This is a genomic window from Acetobacteraceae bacterium, from assembly GCA_004843345.1.
Taxonomy (GTDB): domain Bacteria; phylum Pseudomonadota; class Alphaproteobacteria; order Acetobacterales; family Acetobacteraceae.
This window is the reverse complement of sequence record CP039460.1, coordinates 1,029,264-1,048,250: the sequence shown is the minus strand read 5'-3', so window position 1 is coordinate 1,048,250 and position 18,987 is coordinate 1,029,264. Positions and strand designations below refer to the sequence as shown.

General features: G+C 44.5%; 16 protein-coding genes. 4 read left to right on the top strand and 12 right to left on the bottom strand.

Annotation, left to right across the window (positions count from 1 at the left end):
* The first annotated feature begins 103 nt into the window (after positions 1–103).
* Entirely contained in the window at positions 104–1,033 is a 930-nt protein-coding gene (locus FAI40_05290) for an SDR family NAD(P)-dependent oxidoreductase (protein ID QCE34810.1), read from the top strand.
* On the opposite strand, the gene FAI40_05285 is transcribed toward FAI40_05290, so the two are convergent.
* Positions 1,030–3,390: a DUF255 domain-containing protein gene (locus FAI40_05285; GenBank protein ID QCE34809.1), complete on the bottom strand. Its 2,361-nt coding sequence runs from the start codon at positions 3,388–3,390 to the stop codon at positions 1,030–1,032. The two genes, FAI40_05290 and FAI40_05285, sit on opposite strands and share 4 nt — an antisense overlap.
* A 134-nt stretch (positions 3,391–3,524) precedes the next feature.
* Here FAI40_05285 and FAI40_05280 point away from each other — a divergent pair, with 134 nt between their 5' ends.
* Positions 3,525–4,133: a DUF2721 domain-containing protein gene (locus FAI40_05280; GenBank protein ID QCE34808.1), complete on the top strand. Its 609-nt coding sequence runs from the start codon at positions 3,525–3,527 to the stop codon at positions 4,131–4,133.
* On the opposite strand, the gene pstS is transcribed toward FAI40_05280, so the two are convergent.
* The 4 genes from pstS to FAI40_05260 all read right to left on the bottom strand — a co-directional run bounded on the left by pstS (position 4,051) and on the right by FAI40_05260 (position 9,938).
* Complete coding sequence (gene pstS / locus FAI40_05275) at positions 4,051–5,106, bottom strand: phosphate ABC transporter substrate-binding protein PstS (protein QCE34807.1); 1,056 nt, start codon at positions 5,104–5,106, stop codon at positions 4,051–4,053. The genes FAI40_05280 and pstS overlap by 83 nt on opposite strands.
* A 56-nt stretch (positions 5,107–5,162) precedes the next feature.
* Positions 5,163–6,629 (bottom strand): mannose-1-phosphate guanylyltransferase/mannose-6-phosphate isomerase, encoded by a 1,467-nt coding sequence (locus FAI40_05270; GenBank protein QCE34806.1) that lies wholly within the window; start codon positions 6,627–6,629, stop codon positions 5,163–5,165.
* A 231-nt stretch (positions 6,630–6,860) separates the two neighbouring features.
* Positions 6,861–7,562, bottom strand: coding sequence for a hypothetical protein (locus FAI40_05265; GenBank protein ID QCE34805.1), 702 nt, complete (start codon positions 7,560–7,562; stop codon positions 6,861–6,863).
* A gap of 87 nt (positions 7,563–7,649) precedes the next feature.
* Positions 7,650–9,938 (bottom strand): TonB-dependent siderophore receptor, encoded by a 2,289-nt coding sequence (locus FAI40_05260; GenBank protein ID QCE34804.1) that lies wholly within the window; start codon positions 9,936–9,938, stop codon positions 7,650–7,652.
* Positions 9,939–10,083: 145 nt separating this feature from the next.
* On the opposite strand from FAI40_05260, the gene FAI40_05255 reads away from it, so the two are divergent.
* Entirely contained in the window at positions 10,084–10,398 is a 315-nt protein-coding gene (locus tag FAI40_05255; protein QCE34803.1) for a hypothetical protein, read from the top strand.
* A 133-nt stretch (positions 10,399–10,531) separates the two neighbouring features.
* Here the strand turns inward: FAI40_05255 and bfr are convergent, their stop codons facing one another.
* The 6 genes from bfr to dgt form a co-directional block, all read right to left on the bottom strand.
* On the bottom strand, positions 10,532–11,014 hold the full coding sequence (bfr, locus tag FAI40_05250; GenBank protein QCE34802.1) for a bacterioferritin: 483 nt from the start codon (positions 11,012–11,014) through the stop codon (positions 10,532–10,534).
* A gap of 333 nt (positions 11,015–11,347) precedes the next feature.
* Entirely contained in the window at positions 11,348–11,800 is a 453-nt protein-coding gene (locus FAI40_05245; protein ID QCE34801.1) for a hypothetical protein, read from the bottom strand.
* Positions 11,801–11,989: 189 nt separating this feature from the next.
* Complete coding sequence (locus FAI40_05240; GenBank protein QCE34800.1) at positions 11,990–12,454, bottom strand: hypothetical protein; 465 nt, start codon at positions 12,452–12,454, stop codon at positions 11,990–11,992.
* A 19-nt stretch (positions 12,455–12,473) separates the two neighbouring features.
* Entirely contained in the window at positions 12,474–14,999 is a 2,526-nt protein-coding gene (locus FAI40_05235; GenBank protein ID QCE34799.1) for a hypothetical protein, read from the bottom strand.
* Positions 15,000–15,267: 268 nt separating this feature from the next.
* Positions 15,268–16,404: a hypothetical protein gene (locus tag FAI40_05230; GenBank protein QCE34798.1), complete on the bottom strand. Its 1,137-nt coding sequence runs from the start codon at positions 16,402–16,404 to the stop codon at positions 15,268–15,270.
* Between the two features lie 33 nt (positions 16,405–16,437).
* The gene (gene dgt / locus FAI40_05225; protein QCE34797.1) at positions 16,438–17,859 is read right to left on the bottom strand and encodes a dNTP triphosphohydrolase; all 1,422 of its coding nucleotides are present in this window, start codon (positions 17,857–17,859) and stop codon (positions 16,438–16,440) included.
* Between the two features lie 165 nt (positions 17,860–18,024).
* On the opposite strand from dgt, the gene FAI40_05220 reads away from it, so the two are divergent.
* A complete protein-coding gene (locus tag FAI40_05220) occupies positions 18,025–18,366 on the top strand; it encodes a YnfA family protein (protein QCE34796.1) in 342 nt (113 codons plus the stop codon).
* 2 nt (positions 18,367–18,368) lie between these two features.
* On the opposite strand, the gene cas6f is transcribed toward FAI40_05220, so the two are convergent.
* Complete coding sequence (cas6f, locus tag FAI40_05215) at positions 18,369–18,974, bottom strand: type I-F CRISPR-associated endoribonuclease Cas6/Csy4 (protein QCE34795.1); 606 nt, start codon at positions 18,972–18,974, stop codon at positions 18,369–18,371.
* Between the last annotated feature and the right edge of the window lie 13 nt (positions 18,975–18,987).

Genomic DNA, 18,987 nt, shown 5'->3' with positions numbered 1-18,987 from the left:
TATCCCTTCTCTTGCGTCAATCTTTACACGACCCTAATTTATACGCCACTCTTGAGTGAAAATTTTACAGCCTCAAACAAGTGCTTCTTAAAAGGAAAATAGGATGGCATACCAACTCCCAAACCAAAGCGGAAAAACCTTTGTCATCAGCGGCGCCAATAGCGGTATTGGCAAAGAAGCCACCAAATGTCTCGCACACTCAGGGGCAGAAATCATCATGGCGGTACGCACCCTTGCGAAAGGAGAGGCTGCAAAGAATGAAATTTTACGCCAAAATCCACGGGCAAAGCTCATCGTCAAAGAATTAGACGTCGCCTCTTTAGCCTCTATTGAAAATTTTGCAGAAAACCTAAAATCCGCAGGACAGAAAATTGATGTTCTTATCAATAATGCCGGCGTGATGGCACCTCCCGGAAGAGAAGAGACAAAAGACGGATTTGAGCTTCAAATCGGCACAAATTTTATTGGTGCTTTCGCACTTACGCACCACCTTCTACCAATCCTCTTAAAAGCAAATGCACCCCGTGTAACCACCATGTCGAGTTGCGGTGCACTCGCAGCTCCTCCGTTTGGGCTGACAAAATTCAGACCTGATTTGCAGGCAGAAAAACGTTATGTCCCTTTTCCTGTCTATGCACGTTCTAAATTAGCCGATCTTGTTCTTTCCCGTGAACTTGCCAGAGTTTCCCGTGAAAAAGGCTGGAAGCTTCTCTCTAATGCAGCCCATCCTGGCGTTACCCATACAAATTTAACCAAGGCAGGCGCAAATATTGGCAAAGAAGAGACAAAAGAGCCCCTAAAATTCAAGCTAATGTGGCTCTTTGCCATGAGTGTTGAAGCAGGGGCAAAACCCCTCCTCCAAGCCTCAACAGATCCAAGAGCCAAGGCTGGCAGCTATTACGGCCCGCTTTTCATTACCAATGGCCCTGCAAAAAAAGTAAGCCTGCCTTATTCTGAACGCTGGGTTGAGAAAAACGGTGATGCACGCTGGCTATGGGAAGAAGCAGAAAAGCTTACAGGCCTTCATTTTTAATCTTTCTGAAGCGTTTTCTTTAAGACAGAAGGGGTCAGCACCTGCGGTAAAACAATCCCTTCTTTTTCCAATGGCCAATCCTTTGGAAACCAGACATAAAGCGGAACGCCACTATGGCGGTAGAACTGGAGAAATTGCGTAATCTCACGGGTTTTCTTTGTCCAATCCCCCCGCATGAAAACCGCACCAGCCTCTTTCAGCACCCCTTCCCCTGCCTGTGTATTGAGGGTCGTATGCTCATTCACAATACAGGTAATACACCATGAAGCGCCAATATCAACGAAAACAGGCTTTCCCTCTTTTCTAAGCTTCTCTAATGCCTCTGGGGTAAAAACCATGCGCTGATGCGCTTCTTCATCTATATGGAGATTTTGTTGAGGCGCATCCTCTGCCATAAGCTGCTGGCGCACACTTGGCGCAAAAATCCACAAAAGCAGCAGGCTGGCAATCAAGGAAAAAATGACACTCAGATAGCAAAAAAATGAAAAGACAGAATTTTGCTTTCCAAGCATAGCCCGTTTCTGCGTAAGGCCGAAAAGCCATCCGCCAAACGCCAAAACCAAACCTCCAGCAAGCACAACAGCCGCAAAATTACCGCCTCCTTGACGGGCAATCACCCAAATTAACCAAATACAGGCCGCAAAAAGCGGAAAGGAAAGCGCTTGTTTGAAAATTTCCATCCATGCGCCAGGTTTTGGCAGGAAACGCCCCATTGCAGGCCAGCATGCAATCAACAAATAAGGAAAAGCTAAGCCACCCCCTAACATCACAAAAATTCCGAAAGCCCATCCCCCCGAAAGCATCAATGCTCCTGCCAAAGCAACCCCCATAAAAGGGGCTGTGCAGGGACTTGCAACCACAACAGCCAAAACACCTGTGACGAAATCACCTAAATGCCCAGAAACTCTATGATATTTACCTGCGGAGGCTGGCGGCATAATCTCAAACAAGCCTGCTAAATTTAACCCTAGCAAAAGCAAAAGCCAGCACATCAGCGTCACAAAAACAGGCGATTGAAACTGAAATCCCCAGCCGACCAAATGACCTGCATGCTGCAAGGCCAAAACCACCATACCAAGCACTAAAAACGTACTTACCGTCCCCAATGCGTAAAAAACTGCAGACATGACTGTCTCATGATGTTCCTTTGCATTCAGCCTGGCTAAAGAAAACACTTTCATTGCCAAAACTGGAAAAACACACGGCATCAAATTAAGAAAAAATCCTCCAATAAAGGCCAAAATCAAAAGCCTAAAACCCGATAAAGACTCTTTTGCAACAGACGGAAACGCCTCATCTTGGGAAAGTGTGCCCTTTTCCACAGCTGAATCCGACGAGGACGTTGTTTTTGCCACCGCAGAGGCACTCACAGGGGTAACTTCGTAATAAATATTCTGCCCATTATTACGCACCATCTCAATGACGCCCTGAAGGGTTTTTTCCTCCACCAGTTTGGCAAGATTTACCTCTCCAGAATCCGTTTTTTCAGGCACGAGAGCTACAATCAGATCCGAACCATTTTCACTCATGGCAGGTAACGCACTGGCTTTTAAAATCCCTGCCTCATAGGGATAAAAATAGGCTTGCTTTGTGTTGCCTGCAGCCTGTTTCTTACCCTGTGCCTGCCCTCTCAAATGAAGGCGGTTATCCTTATCTAAAATTGTTTCAAAAGGGGCTTTTTTTGGCGCAAGCGACTGGGAACGGTCAAAAAATTTCTTCTGAGGCCCGATAACCGTTTCTGTTCCAAGGGGCAGGTCCAGATCAAAATGCGCTTTTTCAGGAATACATAATTTTTCACAAACCAGCCAACGCGCCTGAAGCGTCACTTTCAAACTTCCTGAAAAATTTTTCGGCAGCGTAAAAGGAATTTCCAGCGGTAAAAAAACCTGATTTTCATACCCAAATGTTGTTAGACCTGCCTCGCTAAAACGAACAGGCGTTTCCCAAGCGGTAATCTCATTGGAAACCCCTAAAAGCTCTTTTTTCCCCTGCTGCGCAACACTATGCAATTCAAGCGTAAGTTCTGGCGTTTCACCAGCATCCCCAGGATTGCGCCAATAAGTATGCCATTGAGGTGCAAAGGAAAGGAAAAGCCCCGCATGCAGAATCTGTTTTTTCCCATCCGAGCCTTTGAGCGCATTCTCCTCAAGCGTCATCAAAGTAGCATGGCTTTGGGGTGTTACTTGGGGAACGCTTTCAAGCGCCTTGGCAGGAAGAGAAGCAGAAAAAAAGGTAAAAAGTGCACTGGCCAATAAGCCTAATTGAAAAAGCGCAAAATCTGCTGAACTTACTTTTCCTGTTTCCCTCTTTCTCTCCAGACAAAGAAGACGTAAAACACTTAGAAACAACCTTCTCATTTTTTTACCCTACACTGACGCTTTTTCATAAAGTTTTAGACTTCTTTAATTTTCTGTATCGTCTATCATAACTTGGAAAGAGACCCTTTCCAAACTTTATACATTAATCTTTCTAGAGCGGAACTTTTTCTATCATGCCTGCCACTGGTATCGCTGCTTTCCTCGCCCCAGATTCCGTCAGCAACAATGCTGTTGTGATAGCGGCTCACCTTATTCAGCTCGCTTTAACGCCTGTTTTTATGCTTTCAGGTATTGGCACGCTCATCAATATTTTTAATACACGTCTGCAAAAAGTTTCAGACTGTCTCAGTGAAATTGATTCCAAAGTCTTGGCCTCTGAAAAAGAGGCCGAATCTCCAGAGGAAAACGAAGCAAATAAAAGGGAAATGCTTGAAAATGCAGAACATCTCTTATTCCGCCAAACACGGCTGCAACTGCGTGTTTTAGTTCTGGATATTGGCATTATTCTGCTGGCGCTTAGCGGCGCTTTCACCTGCGCCTCCGCCGTTGCACTCTTTTTTGGATCTATCCACGAAACACGGACAGCGACATGGCTGTTGATTCTTTTTGCCGCGGCTCTGACTTTTACCATTCTTGGACTGATGGCTTTCCTCGCCGACACGTTACTGAGCTGGCATGGCCTCAAACGTAAGCGTGAAATTATTCTGAAACTTTGGGCGGCCCATAAGGAGCACAAGCTCCTTGCGGCCAATGCGCCAAAATCTCAGAACCCACCGAAATAGGCGGCAGAAGGTAGCCAAGCTTATGCGCTACCTCACCCCCTTCTTTTAAACTCCAATTAAAAAAGGCTTGCTCACGGCGGCCTTCTTCTGTGGAATTGCCAGAACCTTTACACGCAATTAAAGAGAAATTGGCAGCCGTAATCGGCCAAGAATTCCCACCCTCTTTGTTTAAAACACTCAAATGATCATAAGGCGCTTCCCAAACTGCATGCTCTGCGGCAGAGGCGAAACTCTCCATGCTCGGCGTAACATAAGCGCCGTCCCGATTGCGAAGCTGTACCATCGACAAGCCATTTTCAGACGCATAAGTATATTCAACATAGCCAATCGCCCCTGGCGTTTGCCGAACCAGCGCCGCAATCCCATCATTGCCACGAGCGCCAGCCCCACCTTCCCATGCCACCAAAGCACCTGCCCCGTAATCTCTCTGCCAATCAGGAGAAACCTCAGAAAGATAAGAGGTAAAGACATAGGTCGTGCCAGAACCATCGCCCCGATGCACGGCACCAATTTCAATCGCAGGAAGTTTAAGCCCCGGATTCAGCGTCTGAATCTTAGGATCATTCCACATCGTTAATTTTCCAGCGTAAATATCCGCTAAAAGCGGCCCTGTTAGACGAAGCGTCCCTTTAGGCACGTGTGGAAGATTTACAATCACCACCGCACCACTCATCATCACAGGAAATTGATAAAGCTGGCTTTTCTCAAGCTCCTCACGGCGCAACGGAATATCGGTGCTGCCAAAGTCAACCAGCGCATTTTTTGCCTGATCCACTCCTGCGCTTGAGCCAATGGCCTGATAATTAAGCTTTAGCCCCAATGTTTTTACTTTTTCCGCCCAGCCCATATAGACAGGGGCTGCAAAACTTGAACCTGCCCCCATCAAATCTCCAGAGACAGGCGTCGCAAACGCAGAAGAGGCACTCAACATCCCCCCTAGAACGACCAGAAAAGAAAGTTTTGAAAATGCCATCAGCTACAGACCTAAAATGGGTTAAAGCAAAAATTAAACCTTAAACACACCCCTGCCTATGCCCTGCGGTAATCATCCTCAAGGCGGACAATATCTGTCTCGAGCAAAGGCGCACCATATTGTGTTTCAATCAGAATCAAATTCTCTGTTCCCCGATTTTCCAAACGGTGAACGGTTTCTCTTGGGATATAAATTCCTTCATTTTCATGAAGCTCTTTGACCTCATCCCCACAAGTTGCAATCGCTGTGCCACTGACAACAACCCAATGCTCACTCCGGTGAAAATGCTTTTGAAGAGACAGACGCTGCCCCGGCAGAACAGAAATCTCTTTGACCATATAGCCATCTGCATGCATCAGGATTGTATATTTTCCCCATGGACGGCGAGTCGTTAAACTCTCACAAGCCTCTTTTTGACCTGCTTTCTCAATCGAGGCCACACAGTCTTTAATCTCTTGAGAACGCTTTAGAGAACTGACAAGCACAGCGTCATTTGTTGCCACAATTGCCAAATTTTCCACGTCATGCGTGATAATCAGTGGCCCTTGGGAACGCACATAGCAATTTTTTGTTTCACTGAGGAAAGCATGCCCTTTTTTGACGCTTCCCCACTGATCCTGCTCTGAATTTTCCCAAAGACTGTGCCATGAGCCAATGTCAGACCATGTAAAATCGGCTTCAACAACAGCGCCCTGCTTGGTATGTTCGGCAATCGCAAAATCAATCGAGATAGAAGGGCTGGATTCAAACGCTTCCTTATCTAAAATTTCAAATTCAGAACTGAAACGGCGCTTTTTAACGGCCTTTTGAACCGCTTCTAAAATCTCAGGCTGAAACTTTTTAAAATCTTCGAGCAGAACAGAAGCTTTGGAAATAAACATCCCCGAATTCCAGAGATATTTTCCAGATTCAAGATATTTCTTCGCCGTCTCAAAACTTGGCTTTTCCACAAAATGGGAAAGGCAATGGGTATTTGAGAAATCTTTAATCGCTTTTCCAACCTCAATATAGCCGTACCCCGTTTCGGGATGGGTTGGCGTAATACCAAAAACTGTTAGGTAGCCTGCATTTGCAGCGGCACATGCCCTGAAAATCGCTTTTTCCCACGCCTCATCCTCTTTAATAAAAGCATCTGAGGGCAAAATCAGCAAAATAGAGTCTGGATATTTTTCCTGCGCCACCAAGGCAGCAGCGGCAATCCCCGGTGCAGAATCCCGACGGCTCGGCTCAACCAGAACGGTTGCGCCCCCTTCTTTAGATCCCTGCAATTCTAAAAGCTGCTGGGTAACGACAAAAGCATGAAGCTGATTACAAACAAAAATAGGGTCTTCAAAATGGAAATTTTTGAGCTTTTCGGATTTTTTCACATTCTCCAAACGCATAGCGGTCTGCTGAAGAAGCGATCTTTCCTCATCCATTAAATACAGGAATTGTTTCGGAAGGGATTTCCGAGAAAGCGGCCAAAGCCTTTTGCCTTCTCCACCACACAGAACAACGGGAACAACTACAGGACGATGAGACATTTAAAATCCATTAAAACGCAAGAATAACGATGTCCTAGACACTCAAAACAAGCCTAAAATATATTTTCTTTTTCTACCATGCTTTAAGCTTTACTCTTTAAACAAAAATACAACAGAAAGCAAAAAAGACTAAAACCCCTAAAAATAAATTAACATTATATATGTAAAGAGTAACAAGGCTACGGTCTCCTCTATCTTTTTAAAGGAGACCACATTGACTAAAGAATTCATCTACTTCTGAAACATAGAAGCAGATACCTGCCCTGCGACAGTTTCTGGTGGGTAATCGTAAGTATTCGCACTCCAACTTACCATTACATTGATAACTTCATCGGATGGTAAATCGGACGCACGAACAATAGAGGCCTTAGCATATACATCCGTAAAAGGCGTACATCCAGCTATGCATCCACTAAAAGGCCATCCAAAAGGATATGTATTCAACTCATCTTCGTTTTGTACACGATTAAGTGCGAATATCAGGGCTATATCATTCGAAAAAACACTGTATATTTTATTTCTATCCTGAAATGATTTCGGAAAATCCTTTTTCTTGGTAGTTATTCCATCCTTTGTTCGTTTAATGCGAAAACTTGGAGTAATCTGATCGGGATCACCGACATTGGATCCTGGGGTTGGACCATCATCTTCATTACCGAAAACGCCCGCAACTATTCCGACAGCACCTGGATATGCAAAATAAAACACTAAAGGATTAACAAGATCCGTGGCTTCATTGTTAGCATCGTCTGATGTTTCCAACCTTACAATACTACCCTGACTTGTTGCTGTAGAAACGAAGAGTGTCCCTTCAGAGCTAATTACAGAACCAGTTACTCCTGCTGGACACACATTCGGATACTTTGCCTGCTGAGCCTCGACCCTCCTCATTGAATCCGGCCATACATCTAAATTTTTTATTTTATTCGACATTTTCTTTTTCCCTTCAAACAAAATATTATTATTGTAGTTTACAATCCATCAGACTTGCGGCAGTCTGATACAAAACGAAAAATCAATCTAAAAATAAATTGAACTCGTAATATGCCATGTGCGGGGGATACCTGCGGCGGCCGTCTCACCAGACCCGGGTGAGCCGGCAGAGCTTTTCGAGAAAACAGAGGCCCAGTAATCCTCCCCTGTCACATTATCCACAGTACCTCTAAAAACAATCTGATGATCGCAAATTTTTATGCTGTAACGTACGCCAAGATCGAGCGTAACATACTGCGAAGCCCAATCTGTATTTTCAAGGTTCGCCGCCCGTTTCCCCTCATAGCGAATGTTAGAGTTAAAAGAGATGCCGTGCAGATAATGCGGGTGCCAATCCAAAAGGAAATCCGCAACCCAAGGCGCAACGCCAACCACCTGCTTATTATCTGTTGCGGCATTGTGCGTTCCTGTCACAATCGGATCCAGCCATGTCACACCACCCAAAACAGAGAGGTCTCGGCTGACCGCTCCAGAAACCTGAAACTCCACACCGCTATCCGTCTGAAGGCCAAAAAGCCCATAGGTTTGCTGGCCATTTGTGAGTAAGTTTTGATCCGTATAAGCATAAGGACGGCTCATCACAAACCCGTCTAAATTCACCTGAAGACGTTTGCGCCATGTATATTTAATACCGCCCTCATATTGCTGCGATTGAATGGCAGGCAGCACATCACCAGAGCCATAAGAGCCAGGAGGTACTGTCGGCCCTGCCTGAACAGAAGTTCCCCAATTGAAATAAGCATTAAAATTAGAAGTTGGGTGCAAAGTTAACGTCACAGAAGGCGAATAAGCGCCATTGGTCTGACTCACGCCATTATTCCCCTTTCCCGTTACAGGATTTTTCCAATTTTGTGTCCTAATCCAGCCCCAAGACATTTCCCCCATCACGGAAACAAAACGCCCAATATCCATATTATCCCCGAGGATCAGAGCCTGCTGCTGTGTTAAAGAATTTTCAAAATTTCCATATTTTCGGGGCTGAATGCCCTGCACCACTGTTGGGTCGTAAAAAGGTCTTGCATTATTCCCATCAATAGAAACCGAATGAACTATCGTTGGCGCATCATTTTGAACAGAATAGCCATTGCTCCCTAAATTCCAATGATGCTGAATCAAGCCTGTATGAAAATCCCCATTCAAATAGGCATAATTACTCCAGATGCCAAAATTCTGCCCATTGGCTGGAACAGCAGATTTTTGCGTATAGCAAGGGCCCGTAATGCCTTTTGCAGCACAGGCTGAATCACTCAAAATGGTATTTGCTGTTGGGAAATCATATCGAGCAGAATTTTCATAAGAACCGCCAAGCTTTAAACGCAAATTCGGAGAAAACTCATGAAATAATTTTGCCTGCCCTAAACTGGTTGAAAGATTGCTTCCCGTGAAGGGCTGGCCGTACCCTCCCTTAGAAAGATCAGGAGCAGACGGCAAGGGAACATCGTCGGAATAGGCAAAATAGCCAGGATAGCCATAAAAACCTGTGTTATATTGAGAAGCATCCAGTTCGAGCTTGGTATGTTTTGCGAGCTGAATATCAATATCCCCCCCATAAAAATCACGCCACTGGTTTGATGTCGGCGCATAGCTCTGCCCTGTCTGATTCATATAGTTAAACCGAAGCTTCACGGGGCCTTTTCCAATCGAAGTATCCAGAGATTCTAAGGGTGAACCACTGGAATCATACCCAAAATTAAAATTGAAAAAAGGGCGTGCTGTTGGGCGTTTTTGTGTCATTTCCAGTACCCCTGCTGGATTTTCTGGCCCATACATTGCCCCTGCCGCCCCATTTAAAATAGTAAGACCGCTAAACTGTTCGGAGGTATAGGGCGTAATCGAAAGCACATTCAAACCATCAATGCGGGAGTTGTTGACGGTATCACTTTCAAATCCACGGTTGACAGTACGTGTCAGGCCAGGATCAGTCAAAGCCACCAACTGCACCGAAGGCATATATTCCGTTGCCTGATCCATCTGACGAAGCTGCTGGTTTTCTATCACATCATGACTCGTCTGCATCACGGAAAAGGGGGCTTTGGCTAAATTCACCTTTCCAAGAGGGCCTAAAGTCGCCTCTTTATTCAAATAATTAGCTTTAACCCCACTTTCCTGCATAGGAACATCAATTTTACTGCGTACACCCTTAACCCGAACATGCTCCTTGGATTCCTCTTTATTCTCCTGCCATGTAATCGGAATATGCGCCCCCGCATAAGCCGACCTCGCACAAGCACCAGAAAGAAGCGCACAGCAAAAAGCAATATAAAATTTACGATGCTTTCTCAAAGCACAGCAATTTTTACATGACGTACAAGCCAATCTCTTGTTCCCTCTTAAAACAGCAATTTTCCCTCAGTCAGAAAAATTCTAAGTTTGCAAATGAAAACCATTTGCAATTACTACATAGAAATGATAATCATTTGCAACTGTAGAAGATGAAAATTCTCAAAAAAATTTTGGAGATATGAAAGGTAGGAATGAAATGATTGTCTGCTCTTGCAATCTCATTTCAGACAAAGATGTTTTTGATGCAATTTCAGAAGGCGCCTCACGCCCTGCGCAAATTTATGCGCATAAAAAATGTAAGGCGGATTGTGGAGGATGTGCCAAACAGATTTGCCGCCTGCTTAAAGAGCAAAAAAATTCTGCCCTTTCTGCCTCTTGTCCTAATCAGGAGACCTGCCCCAACCGGCAGCAGAATGGGTGTCATCAACAAGCTCAGCAGAGCGCCCTTGCAAGGAAGCCAAAAGTTGTTTTTTCCACCCAAATCTCTTCATGACCAGCGCCTTATTTTCCATTTTGAAATTTTCTTAAAACAGGAAAACAGACGCAAAAGAAAAGCGACCTAAAGCCACCCATAAAAAAAGGCAGGGTTTCCCCTACCTTTTTAAAGATTTCGATGTCAGAAAAACTTACTGAACTGCTTCAGAATTCAACTGAATGTAGTTTTCAAGACCGATGCGCCCAATGAGTTCGAGCTGCGTATCAATAAAATCCTCATGCTCTTCTTCCGCAATGAGAATCTTTGCCATCAAATCACGGGAAACATAATCATTGACGCTTTCGCAATAGGCGATACCTTCACGGAGGCATTTTGCGCCAGCAAGCTCTGCCTTGAGGTCGCATTCAAGGATTTCCTTGACATCTTGACCAATCAAAAGCGGATTGAGCTTTTGAAGATTTGGCAAACCGCCAAGAAATAAAATGCGCTCAATAAGCCAATCGGCATGGTGCATTTCCTCGATGGATTCCGCATGCTCTTTGTTACCGAGCTTGGTAACGCCCCAATGTTTGAGGGTACGGGCATGAAGGAAATATTGGTTAATGGCGGTCAACTCATTGGCGAGCTGTGCATTTAAAAATTCAATAACTTTTTTGTCTTTAACTTTGGACATGGCTTTTCCTAGAGAGTGAGAACAGAAAAGAGACTTTTCTGTTTGTAAAATCAGCAGAGAATTTTTCTTAGAAAAATAGCTTTTCTCCAAGGAAATCAGGAGAAACAGCGGAAAATCATCATCTGCTGTGGATTAAAAGAACAAGCCGATTATAGCACAAAAGCAAAGATTTAAAAGACATAAACGGTCTTCTTTAAAGAAATCTTTTCTAGTTGTAAATGCTTTTCATTTACATTTTTAACTGAAAATGATTTTTATTTTCAATCGTGACATAAACACCCTAAAAAAACGCCCCAAATTTTCTAAGAGCGTTTTTTAAAAGTGAAAAATCACTCAGGGAAAACTAAATGGAGGAATTGGAGGACTAACAGGAAGGCCATCATTGCTATCCTCATATGTTGCGGTATCATCATCCATAACATAATTAAGATCGCATGTAGTGCCGTCGGAATCTCGGATTAAAAACTTATACGCGCCTGCAAACTCCGAGATCCAAAAACCTTCAGACCACTCTTCTAGACATGACCACGAAAAATTTGTATCCGAATTCAGGGGAAACCAGCCTGTATTTGGTTTTATCGTACCAGTGCTTACACCAGTCTTGGGGCAAGAAACTAAAAAAATTTCATATCCCCCACTCCCACCAGATGGAGAACCGCTAAATCCTATAGTAACACCAGTTAAATAAAGATATTTTTCGCCATCCGTATCAGCCGACCATATTGTCGCTGCCTTTAAATCTCCAGCCGAAAGGGGCTGAGACGTTTCATTTCCTGAATCTGCCATTTTTTTCTCCCTTAAAACAGTGTTTAGGGAAAAGTTTCATGGGCTCATGAGGCTCTCCGATTTGTGGAGGGACTCCGTGTCTCTTTCATCCCCCCATAAAAATTTATGGCCTCATTTTTATAAAAGTAAAGGCGCTTTGAGGATACAAAACGCCTTTTTAAAAAGATTATTTTTTCAGTTTTTTAAGCCTTAATAATAGCCCTCTGGTCTTTGAAAAACCGTCGGGAGGGGCTGTTCAGCTTTACCTTTTTTAAGGCGCTGGAGATCCACCGAAATCTCTTTCGGATAACTATACGTTCTTTGATTTTCGGCGTCATCTGCGGCAGCGCTGGTAAGGGCGCTGTCGCTGAAATCCACGTCCCGAATATGGGATTCAAAGGATTTTGCGAAAAGCTGATAGCCAAGTTTAGCGCAATTCAGGCTAAGGGCCTGATCGCTGCTCCGCTGTAAAATAACGTAATGCGGGGTTTGAAATTCCTCTTTCAAAACCCCACCCTGATAGAGTTTGCAGGTTGCGTCCTCAGGATTGGAATAAATAAAAACTTTCTGCTCCCCTTTGTTAAAGGTGGAGCAGGAAGGGAGCAAAAAAACAGAGGCCAATGATGAAAAAGAAAGCACCAATTTTCCAAAATTTCTACCTAAGAAAAATTTCACCTTAAAACCCTTCTTGAGATTAGAAATAAACAGAGGCACTGACATGCCATGTTTGGGGCATACCTGCCGCCGCAGAAAAACCACCATTCGTTGCGCCTGTCTGATTTTTATCAAAAATACTCGCCCAGTATTTTTCGCCAGTAACGTTATAAATATTTCCACGGAAAACCACCATGTGATCCGCAAGATGCGTCACATAACGCATTCCGAGATCTAAGGTCACATAATCATCCACAAAATGCTGACCTTGCTTACACCCACCACTACCAGCACAGTCTCCACCAAGATTATCCGCACGCTGTCCCTGATAATGGATGTTGGAGTTAAAGGAAATCCCATGCAGCCAATTTGGATGCCAATCTAACAGGAAATCTGCCTGCCATGGCGCAACACCAAGCACCCTCGCATTTTGAATAAAACTAAGTGGCTGCTTATCTAATCCCCCTGCATATGCTAACGCACACTGCGCGGCATCTGTACAATGATAACGGGCATTATCATAGGTCACACCACCATACATTGACAACTCTTTCAATAAAGCACCAGAGACCTGAAACTCCATCCCCATGTCCTCTTGATCTCCTAAGAATCCTGTACCATTCGCAGCAGCAGAGTTTCCGATTGTATAAGGACGACGCATTCCAAAACCGCCCAAAGAAACCAAGAAACGATCCCGCCACATATATTTAATGCCCCCTTCATATTGGGTAGAACGAGCAGGAGAGGTTAAAGTTTGCTGAGTCGTACCAACACCACTCGCAAGGAAGGTTCCTGGCGCTGTATCTTGTCCCCAGTTAAAATAAGCTGAAAATCTTTTAGTAGGGTGAAAACTCAAAGCCACAGAAGGATCAAAAGAACCATTGGAATCTCCACTCTTCAAAAGCTTCCCATCCTTACCGAAATTCTGTGTTGTAATCCACCCCCAAGACATCTGCCCCAAAACCGTGAAATAATCCCCAATATCGAAACTATCCCCGAACATCACATTCTGAACGCCCGTATAACCAGATCTAAATTCTCCAGCCCCTTTTGCATTCCCATTAAACCAGCTAGATCCTGGCGCAATCTGACCATTCGTTGCTGGGTCAGCATAACCATATGCACCGACTTCCGTTTCCCCATCATTATTGCCCATTCCAACCTTGACGTCTTTAGGATTCAAATTGGTCAAGGAATACCCCGTTGTGCCCACATTCAAGTGGTGGCGAATATGTAAAATTGGATCCGTCATATCCCAATTTAAATGGGCATAGTTACTCCATGTTCTAAAATCATTCGCCCCTGTGGATGCAACCATTGTTTGATTATAACAGGTGCTTGCACCGCCACACCCATAATTAGAATTTGGATTAAAAATCGTATTTTGAGCGGATAAAGCACTTCGAGCGGCATCTTCATAGAGGCCACCGATTGATAAATGCAGATTTTTTGTAAATTCATGCTTTAATACCATCGTCCCGACTGAGGTCGAGGCATTCATTCCTGTATCGTTATTCCCATAGCCGGGTAAATTCGTATTCGGCGCATCTGGCAAATATCCAACCGCATTTGGAGATCCTGGAGCCGCAACCTTACCGTTCTTAAAAGCCGCCCCCGTATTATAAGCAAAAAGCCCTGGTAAACCGTACACCGCATTATTATATTGTGAGCCGTTCAATTCCAATTTTGTGTGTTTCGTGACCTGAACATCAATTGCGCCTGAATAAAGATCACGCCATTCGTTAGAGTTGCTGGTATAAAGCTGACCTGTCTGATTCATATAGTTAAAACGAACTTTAACCGGCCCTTTTCCCAAGGAGGTATCCAAACTTTCCAACGGTGCGCCATTCGAGTCATAGGCAAAGTTAAAGTTAAAAAAGGGCTTATCCGTTGGACGCTTTTGCGTCATTAACATCATACCAGCAGGGGATTCTGGCCCATAAAAGGAAGAGGCCGCACCGTTTAAAACGGTGACCGAGTCGAATTGTTCTGTCGCATAAGGGGTGGTGATAATCGCATTTAAGCCATCAATACGGCTATTCTGCTCAACGTCTGATTCATATCCACGGTTAATCAAACGGAAAACGCCATTTCCACGATCTTCTAAATTGACTGAGGGCATATATTGTAAGGTCTGCCCAATGGTACGAAGCTGCTGATCCTGAATCACATCATGAGTCGTTGTCATGGTGGAAAACGGTGCCATTGCTGCTTTTTGTTTTCCAAGAGGCCCTAAATCAAGGTCTTTTTGTAAATAATCCGCCCTTGAGCCTGAAACCAATTCGGCCGGGGTAGTGGCGACCCCTTTAACATGGATCAGTTCGTTTGTTGCTGGTCCTTCTGCCTCTGCACTGACGGCCTTGGAGCTGGTACGTCCCCGTTCATCTGAAACGGAGGTTCGGTCCGTGGCACTTTCATCATTGGTGCTGTCCATATCGGCAGCCCGTGCCATGCCTGTCAATCCAACCGCACAAAGAGTCAGTGTAATGCCACTGCATACGAAGAGCGCTGTGCGTGAGACGACTCTCCTCCGCCATGAAAGCGACCTCAGATTCTCATGTTTCATAAAGTTCGCACGCACCTCTCTCTGACTTTTTAGGCTCTTTTAAGATTTTTATTTTATTTTTCTAAAGCTAGACCTCTATTTCAAAAGCCAAATACACTTTTGGTCAATTCGCTAAGGCGTTTTTTGGAGGTTTTTCGTATTTTTTATGTACGAAAATGAATTTTTGTTACTAAAAAGAAACAAAATTTCAAAATATAGCAAAATAAAAACGATTACTGAGTAAGTACTCAAAAGTATTTAAAAGTAGTTTAGGTAATTGAGTAAGTCCTCAGACAAGGAATCCAGGTGTATTGGTAACGTATCTGAACCACACCAGCATCAAAATAATCTGCGCTGTCAGCATTAACCCAATAAGGAAGAACTGCATCCATTTATGACGTCTAGTCACCAATAATCCCAACACGGCAATAAGAACGGGATTAGCATACATAAAACGCACGACAGACATATGCCCTGTAAAAAACGCCATCCAAAACACAGCCAAAATTGTCAAAGCCGCAAAAAATGCCCTTTGCGCCAACGCATAGCAAAAGACAGCTATTGGGATCACCACGGAAATCACCGTTAGAACCTTCATGCCGGGCTTGTATTGATTATCGTAGTAAATCCAGAGATTCTGAAGAATGCCTGTATAATGCCGTCCCCAGCCCTCTTGCGCATAAAGAAACTCCAGCCAATAGCCAGAGGTTAATTTTTGATAAAGCAGCCATGTTAAAAAGCCGATAGCGGAAAGGCAGGCCGATCCTGCCATTTCTATCAATCGGCGTTTTGTCATTCGCTTTTCATAAATCAGCAAGCAAAATTTTAATCCAAAAGAAAGCGCAATAATCAAACAGCCCGTTGGCCTTGCCACACCCAAAAAGATTCCAGCCATGCCAGCCCAAAGCAAATAATCCCGTTGCAGACAGACCAGAAACAGCATCAGGCAAAGCGCATACAAGGCTTCCGTATAAGGCATATAGCCATAGAGAAGAAACGGAAAACAAAGAAAAAAAGCGATAAAAATCCGCTTTTCCTGTTCATTGTTAAGCGGCACAAAAAAACTTGCGGTAAAGGCAGCGCAAGCCAGCGCCGTACTGTTTAAAATCAGCGAAACCGTAAGAAAAGAAACATGCAGCAGGTGCGATAAAGACCCTGCCACCAAGGGAAAAAGCGGAAAGAACGCATAGGGGGCTTTCGTCCCCATGCCTGCGCCAACTTTCTCCCCCGGCAGCAGCGCATAAGCATGATTTGCAATCCGGAGATAGTGAAGGCAGTCATGATGGCAAATAGCGATTTTGTGCGGCGTATTAAAAAAAGATGAGAGGCAAACGTAAAAAACCTCGAGGAGCAAAGCCCAACAGAGCGCAAAGAGCAATACCCTGCGACTTTCCTCATTCTCCTGTGAAAAGAGCCCTTTGATCATCTCTTATTTTCTTTCTCTCGTCTCCACTGCCTCTTAAAACGGCTTGAAGATGCTTTCAGGATGGGGTGAATACAGACGGCTATAAAATTCAATCGCATAACGGTCTGTCATCCCGGCAATAAAATCACAGATAACACGTTTCCGTCCAGCCTCTTCGGACGCTTTTGCGAGCTTTTCCTGAATGTCTGGCGGCAATAAAGGCAATCCCCGCTGACTTTCAAGCGCCCTGAAAAGTCCTGTAACAATCTGTACCCCCCGATATTCCGCCATTCTTAGCGGTGGTGTGTTAATAATGGCCTCAAATCCAAAATGTTTAAAAATTTCAATTTGCCGCAATGCTTCAAAACGAACACGGATCTGTGATAAAATAGGCACATCTAAATTTGGGTAAATTTCCACAGCATTTACGGCCTGTCCTACGAGCTGGCCAAAAAAATGCGTCCTTTGATAGCCATCGACCGCAATTTCCTTCCCCATTCTCGCTGCATCGGCCAGCCCATCGCCAAATAAATCAGGCGTATCCACAGAATTTCCAAATCCCGTATCCCGAAAGACATTGCGGATAATATGGCGGATATCTGGCCCTTTCAGCTTTTCTTCATGTTGCGTATGTTTATGACGGGAAAGAGCTAAATTCACCTTCTCTGCCACTTTTTCATAAAGCGCATCTGATTCCGAAAGCATCGAAAGCGGACTCATCAAGCCCAGCTTAAAGAAATCCTCCACATCATAGGTCGAGTAAGCAATATCATCGGCCAATTCGACAATCTGGCATTCGAGGGTTTTAAACGGTGTTTGAGCGAGTTTCTTTTTATAATCTTTACCAAGAAGTTTTGCCTTGAGCTTGGCAACAAGCGCTTCCTCTGAGGCGTAATAGCCTTTCCGCAGGCGTGAAGGCTCTTCCCCTGCCTCTAAGGAAAGCGGAATAAGAGAATCATATTTCAAAGCGCCAGCTAAAATGCGGGCGGTTAAATTCATGCCGAAAGCTTGCCCATCGCCAACACGCTTTTTCTCCAATTTGGAGAGAATTCTCAAAGTTTGGGCATTTCCCTCAAAACCGCCAGCGCCCTGCATCATTTCATTCAGAGCGGTTTCCCCATTATGTCCAAAAGGAGGATGGCCTAAATCATGGATAAAAGCGCAGGCACGGATCACATCTAAATCAATCCGGAATTCTTTGGGAAGTTTAAACCCCTCTAACTGCTCATTAAGCGAAAGGGTAATCCCCTCTGCAATTTGCGCCACCTCAAGGGAATGCGTCAAACGGGTACGAACAAAATCAGACTCCCCAAGGGGGAAGACCTGCGTTTTACGCTCTAAACGGCGAAACGTGGCGGAATGGAGAATACGCCCAACATCACGGTTAAAGGCAGATCGGCCTTTTTGGACAAAAACCGTTTCTTCAGGCCAAAAACGATCCCAATCGCCCTTTTGGTATAGTGTTGGCTTATCCATTCTTTTGTTCCGTTTTGCTTTAAAGTAAAATTATTTCTTCTGCCCCACCCACTTGAATAAATATTTTAGGCAAGTAAGTCCTTATAAGTAAATCACAAAATAACGGAAGATAAGAGGTGATAACGCATCCATAACGCTTTTTTCACCTCTGGAAACACTTTAAAAATGGCAAAAACCCTCCTTTTACAGATTTTTCTCCTTTACACGCTGGCTGCGCTTGGCGAAATTGGCGGCTGTTTTTGTTTCTGGCTTTGGGCTCGGGAAGGAAAAAGTCCTCTTTGGCTTGGCGTTGCATTGCCCTGCCTGATTTTCTTCGCTTGGAGCTTAACAAAAATCCCGCTTGAAAGCGCAGGACGGACTTTCGCCGTTTATGGGGGAATTTATATCCTTAGCGCCCTTTTATGGCTTTGGCTGGTCGAGCAGGTGCGCCCCGACAAATGGGATTTATACGGATTAGCCTTTTGCCTTATCGGTGCGGGGATTATCGCCCTTGCGCCCCATAAATAAATTCAAAACCAAGGAATAGTCGGGAACTGCCCTGCCTCATTTTTAATACCCAGCCCATAGGCAGAAAAAATCCCCTCAACAGGCTCGCCTTCAACCATCTTGTGAGAGAGAAATAAACGAAAATTTTTTTGATCTGTGCTTAAGCTTTTCACGGAGAAATAAGGCAGGAAAGAAAGCGCCTCTTTCCCATCTGGATAGCGCTCTTTCGCCTCTTCCTCTGTCAAATGATGCCGTTTTATAGCTCTGCGCCGAAGACGCTCCGTTCCTGATTTCACCTGCACACGGCGAATAACACAATTTTTTGTTTCACGTGGAACAGGCTGAATCTGATTAAAGTAAACATAATCCGCCAAGGTGCGGAATTCTGAACGCTTTAAAAGCGTCTGAAGCGCCTGCTCTGCCCCATGCAGACGCAAAACATCTCCCAAAGAAGAAAAAGGATGCTTTTTTGTTCCTTCCGAATGATGTGGCAGGGAAATTGCAATGCCTCTCTCTCCTGAAAAAGCCAACGCCTTATGCAGCATCTCAAAAAGACTGCCCATCGCCTGAGGTATTTTCAAATCCTCCTCTGGCACGGGCTTTAAATCAATATAATGTGAAAGGGTCATGGTGCTTCCTCCC

What these genes read in the sequence shown, in the direction of transcription:
- FAI40_05290 (QCE34810.1), top strand. Translation starts at nt 104, where the DNA reads ATGGCATACCAACTCCCAAACCAAAGCGGAAAAACCTTTGTCATCAGC.
- FAI40_05285 (QCE34809.1), bottom strand. Translation starts at nt 3,390, where the DNA reads ATGAGAAGGTTGTTTCTAAGTGTTTTACGTCTTCTTTGTCTGGAGAGA.
- FAI40_05280 (QCE34808.1), top strand. Translation starts at nt 3,525, where the DNA reads ATGCCTGCCACTGGTATCGCTGCTTTCCTCGCCCCAGATTCCGTCAGC.
- pstS (QCE34807.1), bottom strand. Translation starts at nt 5,106, where the DNA reads ATGGCATTTTCAAAACTTTCTTTTCTGGTCGTTCTAGGGGGGATGTTG.
- FAI40_05270 (QCE34806.1), bottom strand. Translation starts at nt 6,629, where the DNA reads ATGTCTCATCGTCCTGTAGTTGTTCCCGTTGTTCTGTGTGGTGGAGAA.
- FAI40_05265 (QCE34805.1), bottom strand. Translation starts at nt 7,562, where the DNA reads ATGTCGAATAAAATAAAAAATTTAGATGTATGGCCGGATTCAATGAGG.
- FAI40_05255 (QCE34803.1), top strand. Translation starts at nt 10,084, where the DNA reads ATGAAAGGTAGGAATGAAATGATTGTCTGCTCTTGCAATCTCATTTCA.
- bfr (QCE34802.1), bottom strand. Translation starts at nt 11,014, where the DNA reads ATGTCCAAAGTTAAAGACAAAAAAGTTATTGAATTTTTAAATGCACAG.
- FAI40_05245 (QCE34801.1), bottom strand. Translation starts at nt 11,800, where the DNA reads ATGGCAGATTCAGGAAATGAAACGTCTCAGCCCCTTTCGGCTGGAGAT.
- FAI40_05235 (QCE34799.1), bottom strand. Translation starts at nt 14,999, where the DNA reads ATGAAACATGAGAATCTGAGGTCGCTTTCATGGCGGAGGAGAGTCGTC.
- FAI40_05230 (QCE34798.1), bottom strand. Translation starts at nt 16,404, where the DNA reads ATGATCAAAGGGCTCTTTTCACAGGAGAATGAGGAAAGTCGCAGGGTA.
- dgt (QCE34797.1), bottom strand. Translation starts at nt 17,859, where the DNA reads ATGGATAAGCCAACACTATACCAAAAGGGCGATTGGGATCGTTTTTGG.
- FAI40_05220 (QCE34796.1), top strand. Translation starts at nt 18,025, where the DNA reads ATGGCAAAAACCCTCCTTTTACAGATTTTTCTCCTTTACACGCTGGCT.
- cas6f (QCE34795.1), bottom strand. Translation starts at nt 18,974, where the DNA reads ATGACCCTTTCACATTATATTGATTTAAAGCCCGTGCCAGAGGAGGAT.